The organism is Cytobacillus purgationiresistens (assembly GCF_030813235.1).
Lineage (GTDB): Bacteria > Bacillota > Bacilli > Bacillales > Cytobacillaceae > Cytobacillus > Cytobacillus purgationiresistens.
Window position 1 is genome coordinate 116,589 of sequence record NZ_JAUSUB010000007.1, and the last position, 14,526, is coordinate 131,114.

Below are 14,526 nucleotides of genomic sequence, written 5' to 3' on the forward strand. Positions count from 1 at the left end.
CCTATATTTCTATATTGAGTAATTCTTCTTCAAAATTTTGTAAAAAAGAATTGCGTTCCTGGTTATTCTCTTTGTTTTGCTCGTCGGGATGATGTCCTTGTTCCTGTTGATTTTGCTGTTCTTTAGAAAGTGGTTTATCCTGCTGAGAGTGCATTTGCTGTGCAACTTCGATGCGCTCCACCTGTAAATTTTGTCCGACAAACGCCTGACGTAAGCCATTTATATTGGTATCCAGAATGTCCTTGGCCATTGCAGAGGACGTTAGGATTCGTGCGATAATCATCGAATCCTTTTGAACGATTTCTACCCTTAATGAGCCTAAATGTTCAGGTGCCAACCTAATTAATAATCTTTGAGTCTGTCCATTTTTAGAAAATTGACTTCTGGAAAGAATATTTTCAAATTGTTGTATCAGCTGCTCAGTAGATACTAATTTCCCATTTGGATTCAACATAATAGTCAACTGTTCGACTTTGGACATCTGCTGCAAAGGAATCACTCCAGGAGGTGTAATCAAATCAGCTTTACCATTCACTTCAGAAACCACAATATTCGAACGTTCGGAATTTTGGTTAAAGTTCACAGCAACTGGTGCAAATGTTTTTTGTAAAAATTCCATTTTATTAAATGGTTTGTCTAAAACGGCATCAGTCTGATCTTCTCCCATTTTTACTAATTTTTCTCCAATTTTCTGCAAGAAGTCTTTCAGTTTTTGTCCATCAACAAATTGACTTTGTTGATTGGCATTCATTAACTCAAACAGCTTAAACAATTGAATCGCTGCTTTTGTCTGTTCAGTCGGAGAAAACGCCTCATCCGCATTTAATGCCGTAATCATTTGAATCACTTGCGATAATGATACATCCTCTAATGAAATTTGCTCGTCAAGCAATTTAATTTGATCAGGGATGTTATTGCTTTCTTCCGTTTCGGTTGCAATCATAGACTGCATCGCCTCAAATAAATGAAAGATAGATTGTTTTACATCTGCTACATTCATATTCATTTCTTCCGCAAAGCCCTTGATAACCTGTTCTTCTTCACGCAAATCAATACCAGTAAGGAATTGTAATCCTTCTTCCAGTTCAAATGGAGTTTCTTGCTGTAAAAAATTTATGAGTTCTGTTATTTCTTCTTTTGTTAAGCCATCTGTTTTATGTACGATCTCCGCTGTGTCATCTAACGACTTGCCCAACAGCTGTCCAAAAAGGTCAGAAAACCCATTTTTCGTTTCCCCATTTGTTGTCATGTCACTTGCTAATGGTTGTACTAAGGCAATTCGGCCAGTAATCTCCAATTTTTCACCTCCTTTCAACGAGCGGTTTACTCGTTAGCCGTTTGGTTATTTTCTAAGCTCGCAGTTAATAGATTGGTATATTTAGCAGCAACATTCGGATCCATTTTCTCTAGTATACCTGCAAGTGTGTTCGGTTTTATTTCAGACAAAATACGTATAGCGTCTTCTTCATTCATTCCCGCGAGAATCGGTGCAGCTTTTTTTGGAGACATTGCTTCATAGGTTTTCACAATATCTTTAAAGGCTCTCTTATTGTCATTCTTGATTGCAAGCAATTCATTTATTTCCCCATCTAGTCGATCCTTCTCCAGTTGCGACCTTTTTAGATCCTTGTCCTTATTTTCCAGCTGACCTTCTAACTGAGAAATAAAAGCTTCACGATCCTTTACTTCCGCTTCTAACTCAAGCATTTGCTCTTCCATAGCTGCAATTACCTTTGTCTGATCCTCTTGGAAGATGGCAGAAATAATCGGAATGTTTTGTCCATATTTCTTAGTTGCTTCAAAAATATTAAAGCCAAGTATTGTTGAGATAAGGAGTACGATCGCAATGATACCGAACAAAGAGAAGATGCCAATCATCAATGTTTTTTGAAGAAGATTCCCTTTTTTCTTTTCTTGTTCTTCTTTTACTTTCATCATTTAAACCACCTAATTTTCTCTATTCATGAATTGCTGAATTGAGATATCGTCCATTTGCTTCCCTTCTGCCTGTTTCATCTCTGTTAAAAATGCTAACTCACTTTTTTCTTTCATAATTTCGAACTTCTTCACTTCAGTATTCTTTTCCATTAACCTTTCTTGATAATAGCTCATTTGGTTACGTGCATTGATAACCACCTTCTGGAAATGATCTATAGACTTTTCTAAATTATGTACAAAATGCTGATGATGTCTGATTTCAAGTACAGGTAGACCGACAACGAGCCTTTCGGATTGATAGGTCTCGAGATCTTCTTTTTTCTTCATTAGGCTGTATAGCTCATTCGCTGTCTCCTCAAACCTTTTTACTGATTGATTGTACATATCAAGCGCTTCGTCTTTTTCTCTTTCCTTAACAGTCAGCACTTTTTTAAATTTGAAATGATAAGCCATCCCTTTACTCCCCTTTACCAATTAGCCTATATAGTTTCTGAATGCTTTCTTCCATAGAAGCTTTTTCATCTGTCCTTTGCTTTAAAAATGATGTAATTTTAGGGTATAAGGCAATGGCTTCATCTATTTCTGCTGAAGACCCTTTTTTATAGGCTCCAATGTTAATTAAGTCTTCTGATTGAATATAAGTGCTTAGCATTTCTCGCAATTTCTCTGCTGCTTTAACATGTTCTTTTACAGAAATATGATTCATAACACGACTGACACTTTTCAAAACATCCACTGCAGGATATTGACCTTTATTCGCTAGATTTCGATCGAGTACGAAGTGCCCGTCCAATATACCTCTGACTGTATCCGCAATCGGCTCATTCATGTCATCCCCATCAACCAGGACGGTATAAAAAGCTGTAATCGATCCATTTTCATTTGTCCCTGTTCGTTCTAATAACTTAGGCAGTGTGGAAAAAACAGATGGAGTATATCCTTTTGTGGTTGGAGGCTCACCTATTGCTAGTCCTACCTCCCGCTGCGCCATCGCTACCCGAGTGACAGAGTCCATCAACATCATTACGTTTAATCCTTTGTTGCGAAAGTATTCAGCAATGGCTGTTGCTGTATATGCACCTTTAATTCTCATTAAAGGAGGCTGATCTGAGGTGGCTACAATCACAATTGATCGTTCCAAGCCTTCAGGTCCAAGATCTCTTTCAATAAATTCCCGGACCTCCCTGCCCCTCTCTCCTATTAGCGCAATCACATTGATATCGGCTTTCGTATTCCTAGCAATCATTCCCAGCAAAGTGCTTTTACCCACACCACTTCCTGCAAATATCCCTACTCGCTGACCATTGCCAACCGTTAGTAAACTATCTATTAGCCTTACACCTACTTCAATCGGCTGTGAGATTGGCGGGCGGCTTAGTGGATTAGGCGGTTCTTCTTCAGTCAATACTGACGTAAGCCCTTTTGGCAATGGCGTCCCATCCAGCGGCTGGCCAAGTGAATCAACCACCTTTCCAACCAGTGAAGGACCGACTTTTATCTCCAGCGGCTTAGAAGTTGTTTCTACTAAACTCCCAGGTGATATATCTGTTACTGAAGTATAAGGCATCAAAATAACCTTTTCATCCTTGAAACCTACAACTTCCGCCTGAATGGTTTTTTTTCGCTTATTATTAAGGTGAATATAGCAAACATCACCAATGGAGCTTACTGGGCCTTGTGATTCAATCATTAGCCCTACTACACGTTTCACTCTTCCATAACGCTTAAAGCTATCTATATGATCAATTTCTTCCAAAAGCTGCTCTAGATTCATGCCCGCCAGTCTCCAATACTTCTAAAAGCTTGAGTTTTATTTCTTCAATTTGACTTTTAACACTCGCATCAATTCTTCCATTATCCGACTCAATGAGACAATTATCCTTGGTTATCTCTTCATTCGGGAAAACATACAAGGATATTTCATTTGGAAATAATGAAAGAAGTTCATCTTTAAAGGAAAGTATATACTCATATCGTTCAGGATGAACATGAAGCTGAATATCGCGATATTGGCGTGCTTCCTTTAAGCTTCTTTTCACATAAGATAAGAAGTGATTGTCCTGCTGATGAATAACATTGCCTGTGATTTTTTCAGCAACCTTCATTCCAAGTAATAAAATGGTTTGTTCAGCTGATTGAATATGATCATCATGGTCCACCTTAGCAGAATGAACGATACCTTTAGCTTCGTTAATTATTGCAATGTATTCTTCATAGCCTGTTGTTCTGCCACTTTCCAAACCCGACTGATGCCCTTCTTGGATTGCCTGTTCTAACACTTGCTCCCGCTCAATCTGCAGAGCTTGTCTTTCAGCTACTAGTGCTTCTCTCAATTTGTCTGCTTCCTGTCTGGCAGTGATGATGATTTGATCTGCCTTAGCTTCCGCATCCTTGATCATTTTCTCCATTTGTTTGAGATTAGGAATGGGTGTTTCCTTATCCAAGCTCCCGCTGCTGTCAGATAATTGCTTAACAGAAATCACTTTCATTTTAGCTTGCTCATGGGATAATGGCTGTTGAACTTTATATAATCTAGACAATGATGTCATCCCCTCCACCACGTGCCACGATAATTTCACCAGATTCCTCTAGTCTGCGGACGATAGCAACAATTCTAGACTGAGCTTCTTCCACTTCACGCAGACGTACTGGTCCCATGAATTCCATTTCTTCCTTAAATGCCTCAACCGTTCTCAATGACATATTTTTATATATAATCTCTTTGACTTCATCGCTGGAAACCTTAAGAGAAAGCATGAGATCATCACTTTCACATTCTCTGATGACTCTCTGAATTGCACGGCTATCCAATGTAACAATGTCTTCAAATACAAACATTCGCTTCTTAATTTCCTCTGCTAATTCAGGATCCTGAATCTCAAGTGCATCTAGTATGGTTCTTTCAGTTGAACGATCGACCCCATTCAAGACTTCTACAACTGCTTCAACGCCACCCGTTTGAGTATAATCTTGGGTTACTGTCGTAGAAAGCTTTCTTTCTAAGATTTGTTCGACATCATTGATAATCTCCGGTGATGTACTTTCCATTACAGCAATTCTCTTTGCGATATCCGCTTGCATTTCATGGGGCAGCTCAGATAATATTTGCCCAGCCTGTGGTGGATCTAAATAAGAAAGGATCAGAGCTATTGTTTGCGGATGTTCATTTTGAATAAAATTCAAAATTTGCGCAGGGTCTGCTTTTCTGGCAAAATCAAACGGCCTCACTTGTAAAGAAGTCGTAAGACGATTGATGATCATTGCTGCTTGGTCCGAACCTAAAGCTTTTTCTAACACAGTCTTTGCATAGCCAATTCCACCTTGAGAAATATAATCTTGCGCTAGGGCAATTTGATGAAATTCTTCGAGAATACCCTCTTTTTCAGCTGATTCTACTTTTCTCACACCTGAAATTTCAAGCGTTAATTTTTCGATTTCATCTTCGCTTAAATGCTTATATACGTTTGATGCTACATCCGGTCCTAGTGATATAAGCAAGATGGCTGCCTTTTGCTTTCCCGTTAATCCCTTTTGTTCCCTTTTAGCCATAATCAATGACCCCCTAGTCTTCCGTAATCCATGTCCTTAGGAGTTTTGCAAAGTCTTCAGGTTTATCTTTTGCCATTTTTTCCAATTGTTTCATTCTAACTGTGCTTTCTGTTTCCTTTTCCACATTTACATCTGGTAGCGGATAGGATTCTTCAACTTTAATATACTCTTCTTCTTCCACGACAGGCTTTCTCGCTCGTATAAATAAGAAGATGAGAATCGCGATAATGATGAGTAAAATTGCTCCTATCAAGTATATCCACCAAGGGAGACTTGACGGCTGGTCGTCCGTAAATTCGACTTTTCCATTAAACGGCTGAACAGACACGACTATTTTATCCTGAATCGCTTCATTCGTAAGTTCTTCATCCAGTGTTCCTTTATCAATGGAGGTTCTCACGATTGTACCTAAGATTTGCGAAATATCATTAATTCTCTCCTGTGGAAGGGAATTAGGATTATCAGCTACAGGTGGTTCTACCATTACTTGAATCCCTAAGTCTCTTATTTTATAAGGACTCTCTACAATTTCTTTACGAATCCTATTGACTTCATTATTGATTGTTTCTTCAATTCTTTCGTAATCACCATTGGCATTGTTTCCTTCTAAATAAGAAGAACCAAGTGCATCGGATGTATCCTCTCCTTGGGGTATGCCGCCTGCCTGGTCTGCATTGCCTGTAAATGTTTCTGTCAACTTCTGCGCGCTGATTGCAATTCCTTCCATATTGTCTTCATCAACAGGCTCTATGAGGTTTTCTTCTCTATTTTCCTGGGTAAAGTCAATATCAGCAGTTACAGTTGCAACAACCTTATCTTGCCCCATCAATGTCCCCAGCATCGTTTGAACTTGACGCTGAACATCACGCTCAATTTCTTTTTTGATTTCATGTTGAGCAGCGAATTGACTGGAAGCTGAAAAATTTTCATGATTATTTATGTCAAAATACTCAAAGTTTTGATTGGTTATGACGATATTATCCGTAGGAAGATTTGGCACACTTTTGGAAACCAAATGATAGAGTGCTTGAATTTGCTGTTCTTTAAACTGATAACCCGGTTTGGTGTTTAAAACAATTGAAGCAGTTGCAGTTTCAGCCTCATCACTCACAAAGATACCTTGCTTTGGAAGGTTAATCATAACCTTTGCATCATTGATCCCATCGATTCCTTTCATCAAATTGGCAAGTTCAGACTGCATCGCATCTAATTTAAGTACATTAAATTCGTTTTCAGTCATTCCAATGCCCGCATTTTGACTAAAGAATGAATAATCGATATTTCCCGAATTCGGTATCCCCTCTGCAGCAAGCTCTACTTTCAGAGTATCAACGGATTGCTCAGGTACTTTTATCGTTGTACCGCCATCAGCAATCTCTGACTTGATTGCTCTTGCATCAAGATTCTCTTTAATGGTACCAGTCTCAGATGGAGTAAGATTGCTGTATAAGGGTACTAGCGTCGTCTTAGTTGCTGTTGCAACAATAACTGATAATATAATAATTAATAATATCGGTAAGCCAATAAGTGAAAATTTTTGGTTTCTTGTTCGGCTTCCCCAAAATTCTTTCGTTTTATTTACATAGGTTTGCAAAGGTTCTTTCATCTTAATCCCCCGATGATTTGCGGTTAAGTGATCATCCATATCACAGGAAAGTGTATCGGCTAATACCTTTCTTAAAAGATAGATGGATCGAAACAAAATAAGGAATTTATTAATCTAAAAAAGTATGATTTTCTGTTATTTAATAAATTTGGTCTTTTTCATTTTTCTTTTTAATATAAATGCAAGATTTCGAAGTTTGCTTATGTATTATACTTGCATTCTCATTATCTCTTGATACGCTTCAACAGCTTTATTTCTTACTTCTAAAGTCAGTTGCATGGAAACACTCGCCTTCTGAGACGCAATCATCACATCATGAAGATCTACCTTCTCGCCACGAGCTAGCTTTTCAGTCATTTGATCTGATTGAATTTGCCCATCATTGACAGTATCAATCGAATGCTTTAACATCTCAGCAAAACTTTGGTGTACTTCATTCGGTGAAACCGTCTTTACATTTGTTTGAATATTAGGCTTTAAAGTTTGCGATACGGGTGAAAATGTTAAGTTATTCATGAGTTCCCTCCTTACTTACCGATTTCTAACGCCTTCATTAACATACCTTTATTTGCGTTAAACACTGTTACGTTTGCTTCATATGATCTTGTGGCGCTTATCAGATCAACCATTTCGCGCAAAGGGTCTACATTAGACATCTCCACATATCCTTCTCCATTTGCATCAGGGTGGGAAGGATCAAATACCATTTTGAAAGGAGTTTCGTCTGCCACAATTCTAGACACCTTTACTCCACTTCCAGCACTATCCGATCGGTTCATGGCTGTATTTAGAAAAGAAGAAAATTGCCCTTCTTTAGGCTCCATTACGACCGATTTTCTTCTATATGGATCTGCACCAGTTACACCTCTTGTAGAATCAACATTCGCCATATTTGAAGAAATGACATCCATTCTCAAACGTCCGGCGGTAAGTGCTGAAGCTGTAGTGTTCATACTATGAAAAATAGACAACCTACCTTCCTCCTTTTATCACATTCTGCAAGCTGGAAAACTTTCCATTCATCCGATCAATCAAGGCATTATACTGTATTTGATTAGCTGCCAGCTCTGACATCTCCTGGTCCATATCAACGCTATTGCCACTTTCATTAAATGATACACCTTGTCTTGTAATGACCCCTGTCTGCTTCCCTTCATTTCGACTAAACTCAAAATGCCTCAAATTCGTCCTGTTGGCCTGTATTGACTGATTCATTGCAGATTGAAATGTCTCTTTAAATGTTACATCCTTCGCTTTATATCCTGGTGTATCGACATTTGCTACATTTTGTGAAATGACTTTCTGTTTTAATGACGCTTGGTTTAATGCACTCTCAATTGTTGACATGGATTGCGAGAAGATTTTCACAACAACCACCTCATTCTCTTTTTTCTTATGGCACACATATTTGCTACAATAAAATTAATCTAACATTATTGTAAAGAATATGAAATAATAAGTCTATGTCCATTAGGTTAATTTTAATAATCCTTTCGACCTATTTTCGACAATTTTCGAACACAGGAGATAAGTTTGGTTTTCATCGATAACTAAAAACTCTATTAAATAATAAGCAGATAAACGCATGAAGTGCGGGATCCGACATTTAAAAATTATTAGTTCTTTAGGACTATGCATTATTCCTCTAAAATAAAATGAGTATAATTTACTATTTAAATCTAAATTAATTATCAACCAATAATATGTAACCCTTTTGTAATAATAAGCGATATCTAAAATACTCCACAAAAAAAAACTGATACAATTAAGCCGTTTTTAAAACGGCCCAAATCGTATCAGTTTCCTTAAATCCAAACTATTTAAGAAACAAGATTAGTTTGATTTCAACTTTTCTAATTCATTTAAAAACTTATCATTAAGGACTTTTATATAAGTACCTTTCATCCCGAGAGATCTAGATTCAATAACTCCAGCACTCTCAAGCTTTCTAAGTGCATTAACAATTACTGAACGAGTGATTCCTACACGGTCTGCGATCTTAGAAGCAACAAGTAAACCTTCTTTGCCGTCTAATTCTTCAAAGATATGTTCGATTGCTTCAAGTTCACTATAAGATAGCGAGCTAATCGCCATTTGAACAACCGCTTTGCTTCTTGCTTCTTCTTCAATCTCTTCCGCTTTCTCACGAAGGATTTCCATTCCAACAACCGTAGCGCCATATTCAGCAAGGATTAGATCATCATCATGGAATTGGTCCTGAACACGAGCTAGAATCAATGTTCCTAAACGTTCGCCTCCGCCGATGATTGGTACAATTGTAGTTAACCCTTCAACGAATAGTTCTTTATTTTCCACGGGGAAAGCAGAGTATTCACTGTTTACATCTAAGTTTGAAGACGTTTCTTGAATATTGAAGAGGTTTTTCGTATATTCTTCAGGGAATTGACGATCCTCAAGCATTTTTTTCATTCTTTCATTTTCAATTTGCTGATTTGCTGCATATCCAAGAAGTTTACCTCTGCGGCTAACTACATAGATGTTCGCTTCAATTACACCGCTTAAAGTTTCAGCCATTTCTTTAAAGTTAACTGGCTTCCCAGCTGCTTTTTGAAGCATTGCGTTAATTTTTCTTGTTTTTGTTAATAAATCCATTATTTCTTCCTCCTATTTGCTTAAACAATATACTTTTTCCTATTTCTACTATGAATACTTTTCTTGAGCAGATCATTACTGCGACAGGAGAAAAACCGTCTTCCTCATCGATAATCACTAACTATCCTTAAAGAATAAACTGACTCAAATCTTTATTCTTTGAGATGGCTCCTAATTTTTCTTCAACATATTGAGGAGTGATTGTAATTTTCTCCAGTGTTACTTCAGGTGCTTCAAAAGATAAATCTTCTAACATTTTTTCCATTATCGTATGGAGACGCCTTGCGCCAATATTATCTGTGTTTTGGTTTACTTCAAAAGCAAATTCTGCAATCCTACGAATAGCATCGTCAGAAAATTCTATTTGTATACCCTCTGTTTCCAATAATGCTTGATATTGTTTAATTAATGCATTATCCGGTTCAATTAATATTTTTACAAAATCATCAACTGTTAGTTTTGTCAGTTCCACCCTAATTGGAAAACGTCCTTGTAATTCAGGTATTAGATCCGACGGTTTAGCAATATGAAACGCGCCGGCTGCAATAAACAATACATGATCCGTTTTAACTGTACCATGCTTAGTGACAACTGTTGAACCTTCAACAACCGGTAGGATATCCCGCTGCACACCTTCGCGGGAAACATCGGCAGAAGAGCCTCCAGTATTTTTACTGGCAATTTTATCAATCTCATCGATGAAGATGATTCCAGATTGTTCAGCTCGGAAAACAGCCTCCTGGCTTACTTCATCCATGTCAATAAGTTTACCTGCCTCTTCACTTGTCAGCACTTTTCTCGCTTCACGGACTGTCAGTTTTCTTTTCTTTCTCTTTTTAGGCATGAGCCCTCCCAGAGCATCTTGCATGTTCATTCCCATTTGTTCCATACCCGAACCTTGGAGCATATCAAACATCGATGGCTGTTGTTCCTCTACCTCGACAGTAATTACTTCATTCTCAAGTTCTCCAAGCTCAAGCTTTGATTGTATCACTTTTCGCTTTTCTTGTATATTCATATCCTCATTTGTGCTATTTTCCTGCTCAGATTGTTCATTTCCGCCGCCAAAAAGCATTTCAAGAGGGTTTTTATAATTTGCAGATTTTTTATTGCTGGGAACGAGCAATTCAACCATTCTTCGGTTGGCATTCTTTTCAGCCAAATCCTTTACACTAGCCAGCTTATCTTCTTTGACAAGACGAACAGATGTCTCAACTAAATCTCTTACCATTGACTCAACATCGCGGCCAACATACCCAACCTCTGTAAATTTAGTTGCCTCTACTTTCACGAATGGCGCAGCAACAAGCTTGGCAATCCTTCTTGCAATTTCAGTTTTACCCACCCCAGTAGGTCCAATCATAAGTATATTCTTAGGATTGATTTCGTCACGAAGTTTTTCATCAAGCAGGCTGCGACGATATCGATTCCTTAAGGCAACAGCTACTGCTTTTTTTGCATCCTTTTGACCGATTATGAATTGGTCAAGGCGCTCAACTATTTGACGGGGAGTTAAATTTGTACTATTGACCATTATTCAGCACTCCTTTTTACAGTTCTTCCACAATAATATTGTGGTTTGTATATACACAAATTTCTGCGGCCATTTCGAGTGATGCTTTTGCAATGTCATTGGCAGTTAAATGTTCACCTGCGAATCTTTTCAATGAACGTCCCGCTGCTAATGCATAGTTTCCTCCTGAGCCAATCGCTAAAATGCCATCATCTGGTTCAATTACTTCTCCGGTGCCAGATATTAATAATAAATTATCGTCATTCATGACAATTAGCATTGCTTCCAGCTTACGAAGGACCTTATCACTTCGCCATTGCTTAGCAAGTTCTACAGCTGAACGCTGTATATTTCCGTTAAACTCTTCCAGCTTACCTTCAAACATTTCAAATAAGGTAAATGCATCTGCAACTGATCCTGCAAATCCAGCTATAACTTTTCCGTTAAATAGCTTTCTAACCTTCCTTGCGGTATGTTTCATTACTACTGAGTTTCCGAAAGTTACCTGCCCATCACCTGCCATGGCAGATTGGCCATTATGCTGTACTGCAAAAATAGTAGTCGCATGAAATTGAGACATTTTCATTTCCTCCTTTTGGAGTCATTTTACATTTACTGACTATATATGAAACATGAACATTTTCTCATTACTTCATTGTAGCAAATTGGTTTATTCAATGTGTATGAATCACAACAACATTCAATAGTCATCAAGCTTCATTTCCCTTAAGAGTAAAACGTTCTATGCGCTCATGCTCTAGGATGATGATTCATATACGTCTTTCTTAAATATTCATTGGTCACATGTGTATAAACTTGTGTGGAAGATAAAAAAGCGTGACCGAGCAGTTCTTGAACAGTTCTCATATCAGCCCCGTTCGCCATTAGATGTGTAGCAAACGAATGCCTGATCATATGTGGATGTATACTTCCAGATAACGAAGATTGGTCTATTAATTTATTTAGTATCCCTCTAATTCCTCTTGCTGTTAAAGGGCCTCCTCGATGATTAACAAATAAATGGTAGTGACTTTTTTCGTCCTTAATCAATTCCTGCCTACCGTTCTGTATGTACAATTTCAATGCATCATGTGCAAAGCTTCCAAAAGGAATATAACGCTCTTTATTCCCTTTCCCATGTACTAGAACAATTGAAACATCCATATCCAGATCCTTCATTTTTATCTGTGAACATTCCCCCACACGCATACCTGTTGCATACAATAGCTCTAATAACGCTTTGTTCCGCTGCCCAAGAGGACTAACAGTTTCACACGCTTCAAAAAGCTGAGAAAGTTCCTCTTCATAAAAAAAGTTTGGAAGCTTCTTTTCTCCCTTTGGCATGGAAACTAAAGAGAAAGGATTCTCTTTAACAACATCTTCTCTGACAAGCAGCTTGTAAAAACTACGTAAACATGAAATTTTCCTTGCTGCAGTCCTTCTTGCATATCCTTGGTCATAAAGCTTGGTTAAAAAAATCCTGATATCAAAATATTCGACTTTATCCAAGCTTTTTATACCTTGTTCAGACATGAACATAAAAAACCCTTTTATATCTTGCTGATAATGCTCAATTGTATATTGTGAATAATTTTTCTCTATTTGTAAATATTCAATAAATAAATTTAAAGAAATGTTCACATTTTCGTCCAAATTTATACTCACCTCACAAGGGCTACTAAATATTATCATATTAAAGTAGCCCACGCAATAAAATTTACAAATTTTTCACAAAGTTCTGAATTGTTTTCAACGCTCGTTCCGCGTGCTTTTCACTTCGTTCCTTTTTACCCTTAATCTTTAACGGCAAATCAGGAAATAGACCAAAATTTGCGTTCATAGGCTGAAAATTCTTCGGATTAGCTGATGAGATATAACGAGCCATACTGCCAATTGCCGTTTCATGTGGAAATTCAAGCAGCTCTTGTCCATTAACTAGACGAGCCGCATTTATCCCCGCTATAAGTCCACTAGCTGCAGACTCAACATATCCTTCCACTCCTGTCATTTGCCCAGCGAAGAATAGATCGTCACGATTTTTAAACTGATAGGTTGCACGCAATACTTTGGGAGAGTTGATAAATGTATTGCGATGCATCACTCCATAGCGAACAATTTCCGCATTTTCAAGTCCAGGTATCATGCGTAGAACTTCCTTTTGCGGTCCCCATTTTAAATGTGTCTGAAATCCAACAATATTGAAAAGGGTACCCGCAGCATCATCTTGACGAAGCTGTACGACCGCGTAAGGTCTTTTGCCTGTTCTTGGGTCTTCAAGCCCCACTGGTTTCATTGGTCCAAATAGCATTGTTTTTCTGCCGCGGGAAGCCATGACTTCAATTGGCATGCAGCCCTCAAAAAAGACTTCCTTTTCAAACTCTTTCAAAGGGACAGTTTCAGCTTCTATTAAAGCTTCATGGAAACGATTAAATTCCTCTTCTGTCAGCGGACAATTTAAATAAGCTGCCTCGCCTTTATCGTAGCGTGATTTTAAATAAACTTTCTCCATATTAATCGAATCTTTTTCAATTATTGGTGCTGCGGCGTCGTAAAAGTATAAGTAATCTTCTCCTGATAGCTCCTTTAATTTAACTGATAACGCTTCACTCGTTAACGGACCAGTCGCAATTACAGTAGGTCCTTCGGGAATCTCGCTAACCTCTTCATTTATAACGGTTACATTCGGGTGATTTTTAACCATATCTGTAACTTTCCCAGCAAACTCATGACGATCCACAGCTAATGCACCGCCAGCAGGTACTGAGCTCTCATCTGCAGATTGAATAATAACTGAATCCAATTTTCTCATCTCTTCTTTTAAAACACCTACTGCATTTGTAAGTGTATTCGCCCGAAGTGAATTACTGCAAACAAGCTCCGCGAATTTATCTGTATGATGTGCAGGCGTTTGTCTGACTGGTCTCATTTCATAAAGTCTTACCTTTATCCCGCGTTTCGCAATTTGCCAAGCAGCCTCACTGCCCGCCAAACCTGCACCAACAACATTAACTGTCATTTCACTCATAACTAAACCCCCAAATGGAAAAATTATCAGAAAAAACTACTATTTGTATATGTTAACTAAACATATTACTTATTAAATGAACCTTACCCATCCTGCATTGTACAATACAACAAAAAAATAAGAAAGCTTTATGTATTAGCAAAAAAAGCGGAGGTGGCTTGCTCAGGTGCTATATGCATAAGATCTATGCGAAATGAGGGTTGACCTTTCCTTCAATTCATATGTAGCTTTAGACCCGGAGTAAAAACGAGTTCGTATTTTAATGCCTAAGGTAACAGACTA

General features: G+C 38.0%; 15 protein-coding genes. All 15 read right to left on the reverse strand.

Features of this window, described 5'->3' with window-relative positions; genetic code table 11:
• Position 1: 1 nt before the first annotated feature.
• The 15 genes from J2S17_RS10235 to trmFO all read right to left on the reverse strand — a co-directional run bounded on the left by J2S17_RS10235 (position 2) and on the right by trmFO (position 14,244).
• Positions 2–1,297 carry a flagellar hook-length control protein FliK gene (locus tag J2S17_RS10235; protein WP_307474462.1) on the reverse strand — a complete coding sequence of 432 codons (1,296 nt, stop codon included), beginning with the start codon at positions 1,295–1,297 and terminating at the stop codon, positions 2–4.
• 26 nt (positions 1,298–1,323) lie between these two features.
• A complete protein-coding gene (locus J2S17_RS10240) occupies positions 1,324–1,935 on the reverse strand; it encodes a MotE family protein (protein ID WP_307474464.1) in 612 nt (203 codons plus the stop codon).
• Between the two features lie 12 nt (positions 1,936–1,947).
• Positions 1,948–2,391 (reverse strand): flagellar export protein FliJ, encoded by a 444-nt coding sequence (gene fliJ, locus J2S17_RS10245; RefSeq protein WP_307474466.1) that lies wholly within the window; start codon positions 2,389–2,391, stop codon positions 1,948–1,950.
• A 4-nt stretch (positions 2,392–2,395) separates the two neighbouring features.
• On the reverse strand, positions 2,396–3,712 hold the full coding sequence (gene fliI, locus J2S17_RS10250; protein WP_307474468.1) for a flagellar protein export ATPase FliI: 1,317 nt from the start codon (positions 3,710–3,712) through the stop codon (positions 2,396–2,398).
• Positions 3,681–4,478 carry a flagellar assembly protein FliH gene (gene fliH, locus J2S17_RS10255; protein WP_307474470.1) on the reverse strand — a complete coding sequence of 266 codons (798 nt, stop codon included), beginning with the start codon at positions 4,476–4,478 and terminating at the stop codon, positions 3,681–3,683. Before fliH ends, fliI begins: the two co-directional genes overlap by 32 nt.
• Complete coding sequence (gene fliG / locus J2S17_RS10260) at positions 4,471–5,487, reverse strand: flagellar motor switch protein FliG (RefSeq protein ID WP_307474472.1); 1,017 nt, start codon at positions 5,485–5,487, stop codon at positions 4,471–4,473. The genes fliH and fliG overlap by 8 nt, the downstream gene beginning before the upstream one ends.
• A 13-nt stretch (positions 5,488–5,500) precedes the next feature.
• Positions 5,501–7,093, reverse strand: a complete 1,593-nt coding sequence (gene fliF, locus J2S17_RS10265; protein WP_307474474.1) for a flagellar basal-body MS-ring/collar protein FliF — start codon at positions 7,091–7,093, stop codon at positions 5,501–5,503.
• Positions 7,094–7,300: 207 nt separating this feature from the next.
• A complete protein-coding gene (gene fliE, locus J2S17_RS10270; RefSeq protein ID WP_307474476.1) occupies positions 7,301–7,609 on the reverse strand; it encodes a flagellar hook-basal body complex protein FliE in 309 nt (102 codons plus the stop codon).
• An 11-nt stretch (positions 7,610–7,620) separates the two neighbouring features.
• Positions 7,621–8,064, reverse strand: coding sequence for a flagellar basal body rod protein FlgC (gene flgC / locus J2S17_RS10275; RefSeq protein ID WP_307474478.1), 444 nt, complete (start codon positions 8,062–8,064; stop codon positions 7,621–7,623).
• 1 nt (position 8,065) lies between these two features.
• Positions 8,066–8,461, reverse strand: a complete 396-nt coding sequence (gene flgB / locus J2S17_RS10280) for a flagellar basal body rod protein FlgB (protein WP_307474480.1) — start codon at positions 8,459–8,461, stop codon at positions 8,066–8,068.
• Positions 8,462–8,926: 465 nt separating this feature from the next.
• On the reverse strand, positions 8,927–9,706 hold the full coding sequence (gene codY / locus J2S17_RS10285) for a GTP-sensing pleiotropic transcriptional regulator CodY (RefSeq protein WP_307474482.1): 780 nt from the start codon (positions 9,704–9,706) through the stop codon (positions 8,927–8,929).
• 127 nt (positions 9,707–9,833) lie between these two features.
• The gene (hslU, locus tag J2S17_RS10290) at positions 9,834–11,240 is read right to left on the reverse strand and encodes an ATP-dependent protease ATPase subunit HslU (protein WP_307474484.1); all 1,407 of its coding nucleotides are present in this window, start codon (positions 11,238–11,240) and stop codon (positions 9,834–9,836) included.
• A gap of 16 nt (positions 11,241–11,256) precedes the next feature.
• Positions 11,257–11,799 (reverse strand): ATP-dependent protease subunit HslV, encoded by a 543-nt coding sequence (gene hslV / locus J2S17_RS10295; protein ID WP_307474486.1) that lies wholly within the window; start codon positions 11,797–11,799, stop codon positions 11,257–11,259.
• 170 nt (positions 11,800–11,969) lie between these two features.
• Entirely contained in the window at positions 11,970–12,872 is a 903-nt protein-coding gene (xerC, locus tag J2S17_RS10300) for a tyrosine recombinase XerC (protein ID WP_307474488.1), read from the reverse strand.
• Between the two features lie 64 nt (positions 12,873–12,936).
• The gene (trmFO, locus tag J2S17_RS10305; RefSeq protein ID WP_307474489.1) at positions 12,937–14,244 is read right to left on the reverse strand and encodes an FADH(2)-oxidizing methylenetetrahydrofolate--tRNA-(uracil(54)-C(5))-methyltransferase TrmFO; all 1,308 of its coding nucleotides are present in this window, start codon (positions 14,242–14,244) and stop codon (positions 12,937–12,939) included.
• Between the last annotated feature and the right edge of the window lie 282 nt (positions 14,245–14,526).

What these genes read in the sequence shown, in the direction of transcription:
- hslV (WP_307474486.1), bottom strand. Translation starts at nt 11,799, where the DNA reads ATGTCTCAATTTCATGCGACTACTATTTTTGCAGTACAGCATAATGGC.
- trmFO (WP_307474489.1), bottom strand. Translation starts at nt 14,244, where the DNA reads ATGAGTGAAATGACAGTTAATGTTGTTGGTGCAGGTTTGGCGGGCAGT.
- fliG (WP_307474472.1), bottom strand. Translation starts at nt 5,487, where the DNA reads ATGGCTAAAAGGGAACAAAAGGGATTAACGGGAAAGCAAAAGGCAGCC.
- codY (WP_307474482.1), bottom strand. Translation starts at nt 9,706, where the DNA reads ATGGATTTATTAACAAAAACAAGAAAAATTAACGCAATGCTTCAAAAA.
- fliE (WP_307474476.1), bottom strand. Translation starts at nt 7,609, where the DNA reads ATGAATAACTTAACATTTTCACCCGTATCGCAAACTTTAAAGCCTAAT.
- fliJ (WP_307474466.1), bottom strand. Translation starts at nt 2,391, where the DNA reads ATGGCTTATCATTTCAAATTTAAAAAAGTGCTGACTGTTAAGGAAAGA.
- fliI (WP_307474468.1), bottom strand. Translation starts at nt 3,712, where the DNA reads ATGAATCTAGAGCAGCTTTTGGAAGAAATTGATCATATAGATAGCTTT.
- fliF (WP_307474474.1), bottom strand. Translation starts at nt 7,093, where the DNA reads ATGAAAGAACCTTTGCAAACCTATGTAAATAAAACGAAAGAATTTTGG.
- J2S17_RS10240 (WP_307474464.1), bottom strand. Translation starts at nt 1,935, where the DNA reads ATGAAAGTAAAAGAAGAACAAGAAAAGAAAAAAGGGAATCTTCTTCAA.
- hslU (WP_307474484.1), bottom strand. Translation starts at nt 11,240, where the DNA reads ATGGTCAATAGTACAAATTTAACTCCCCGTCAAATAGTTGAGCGCCTT.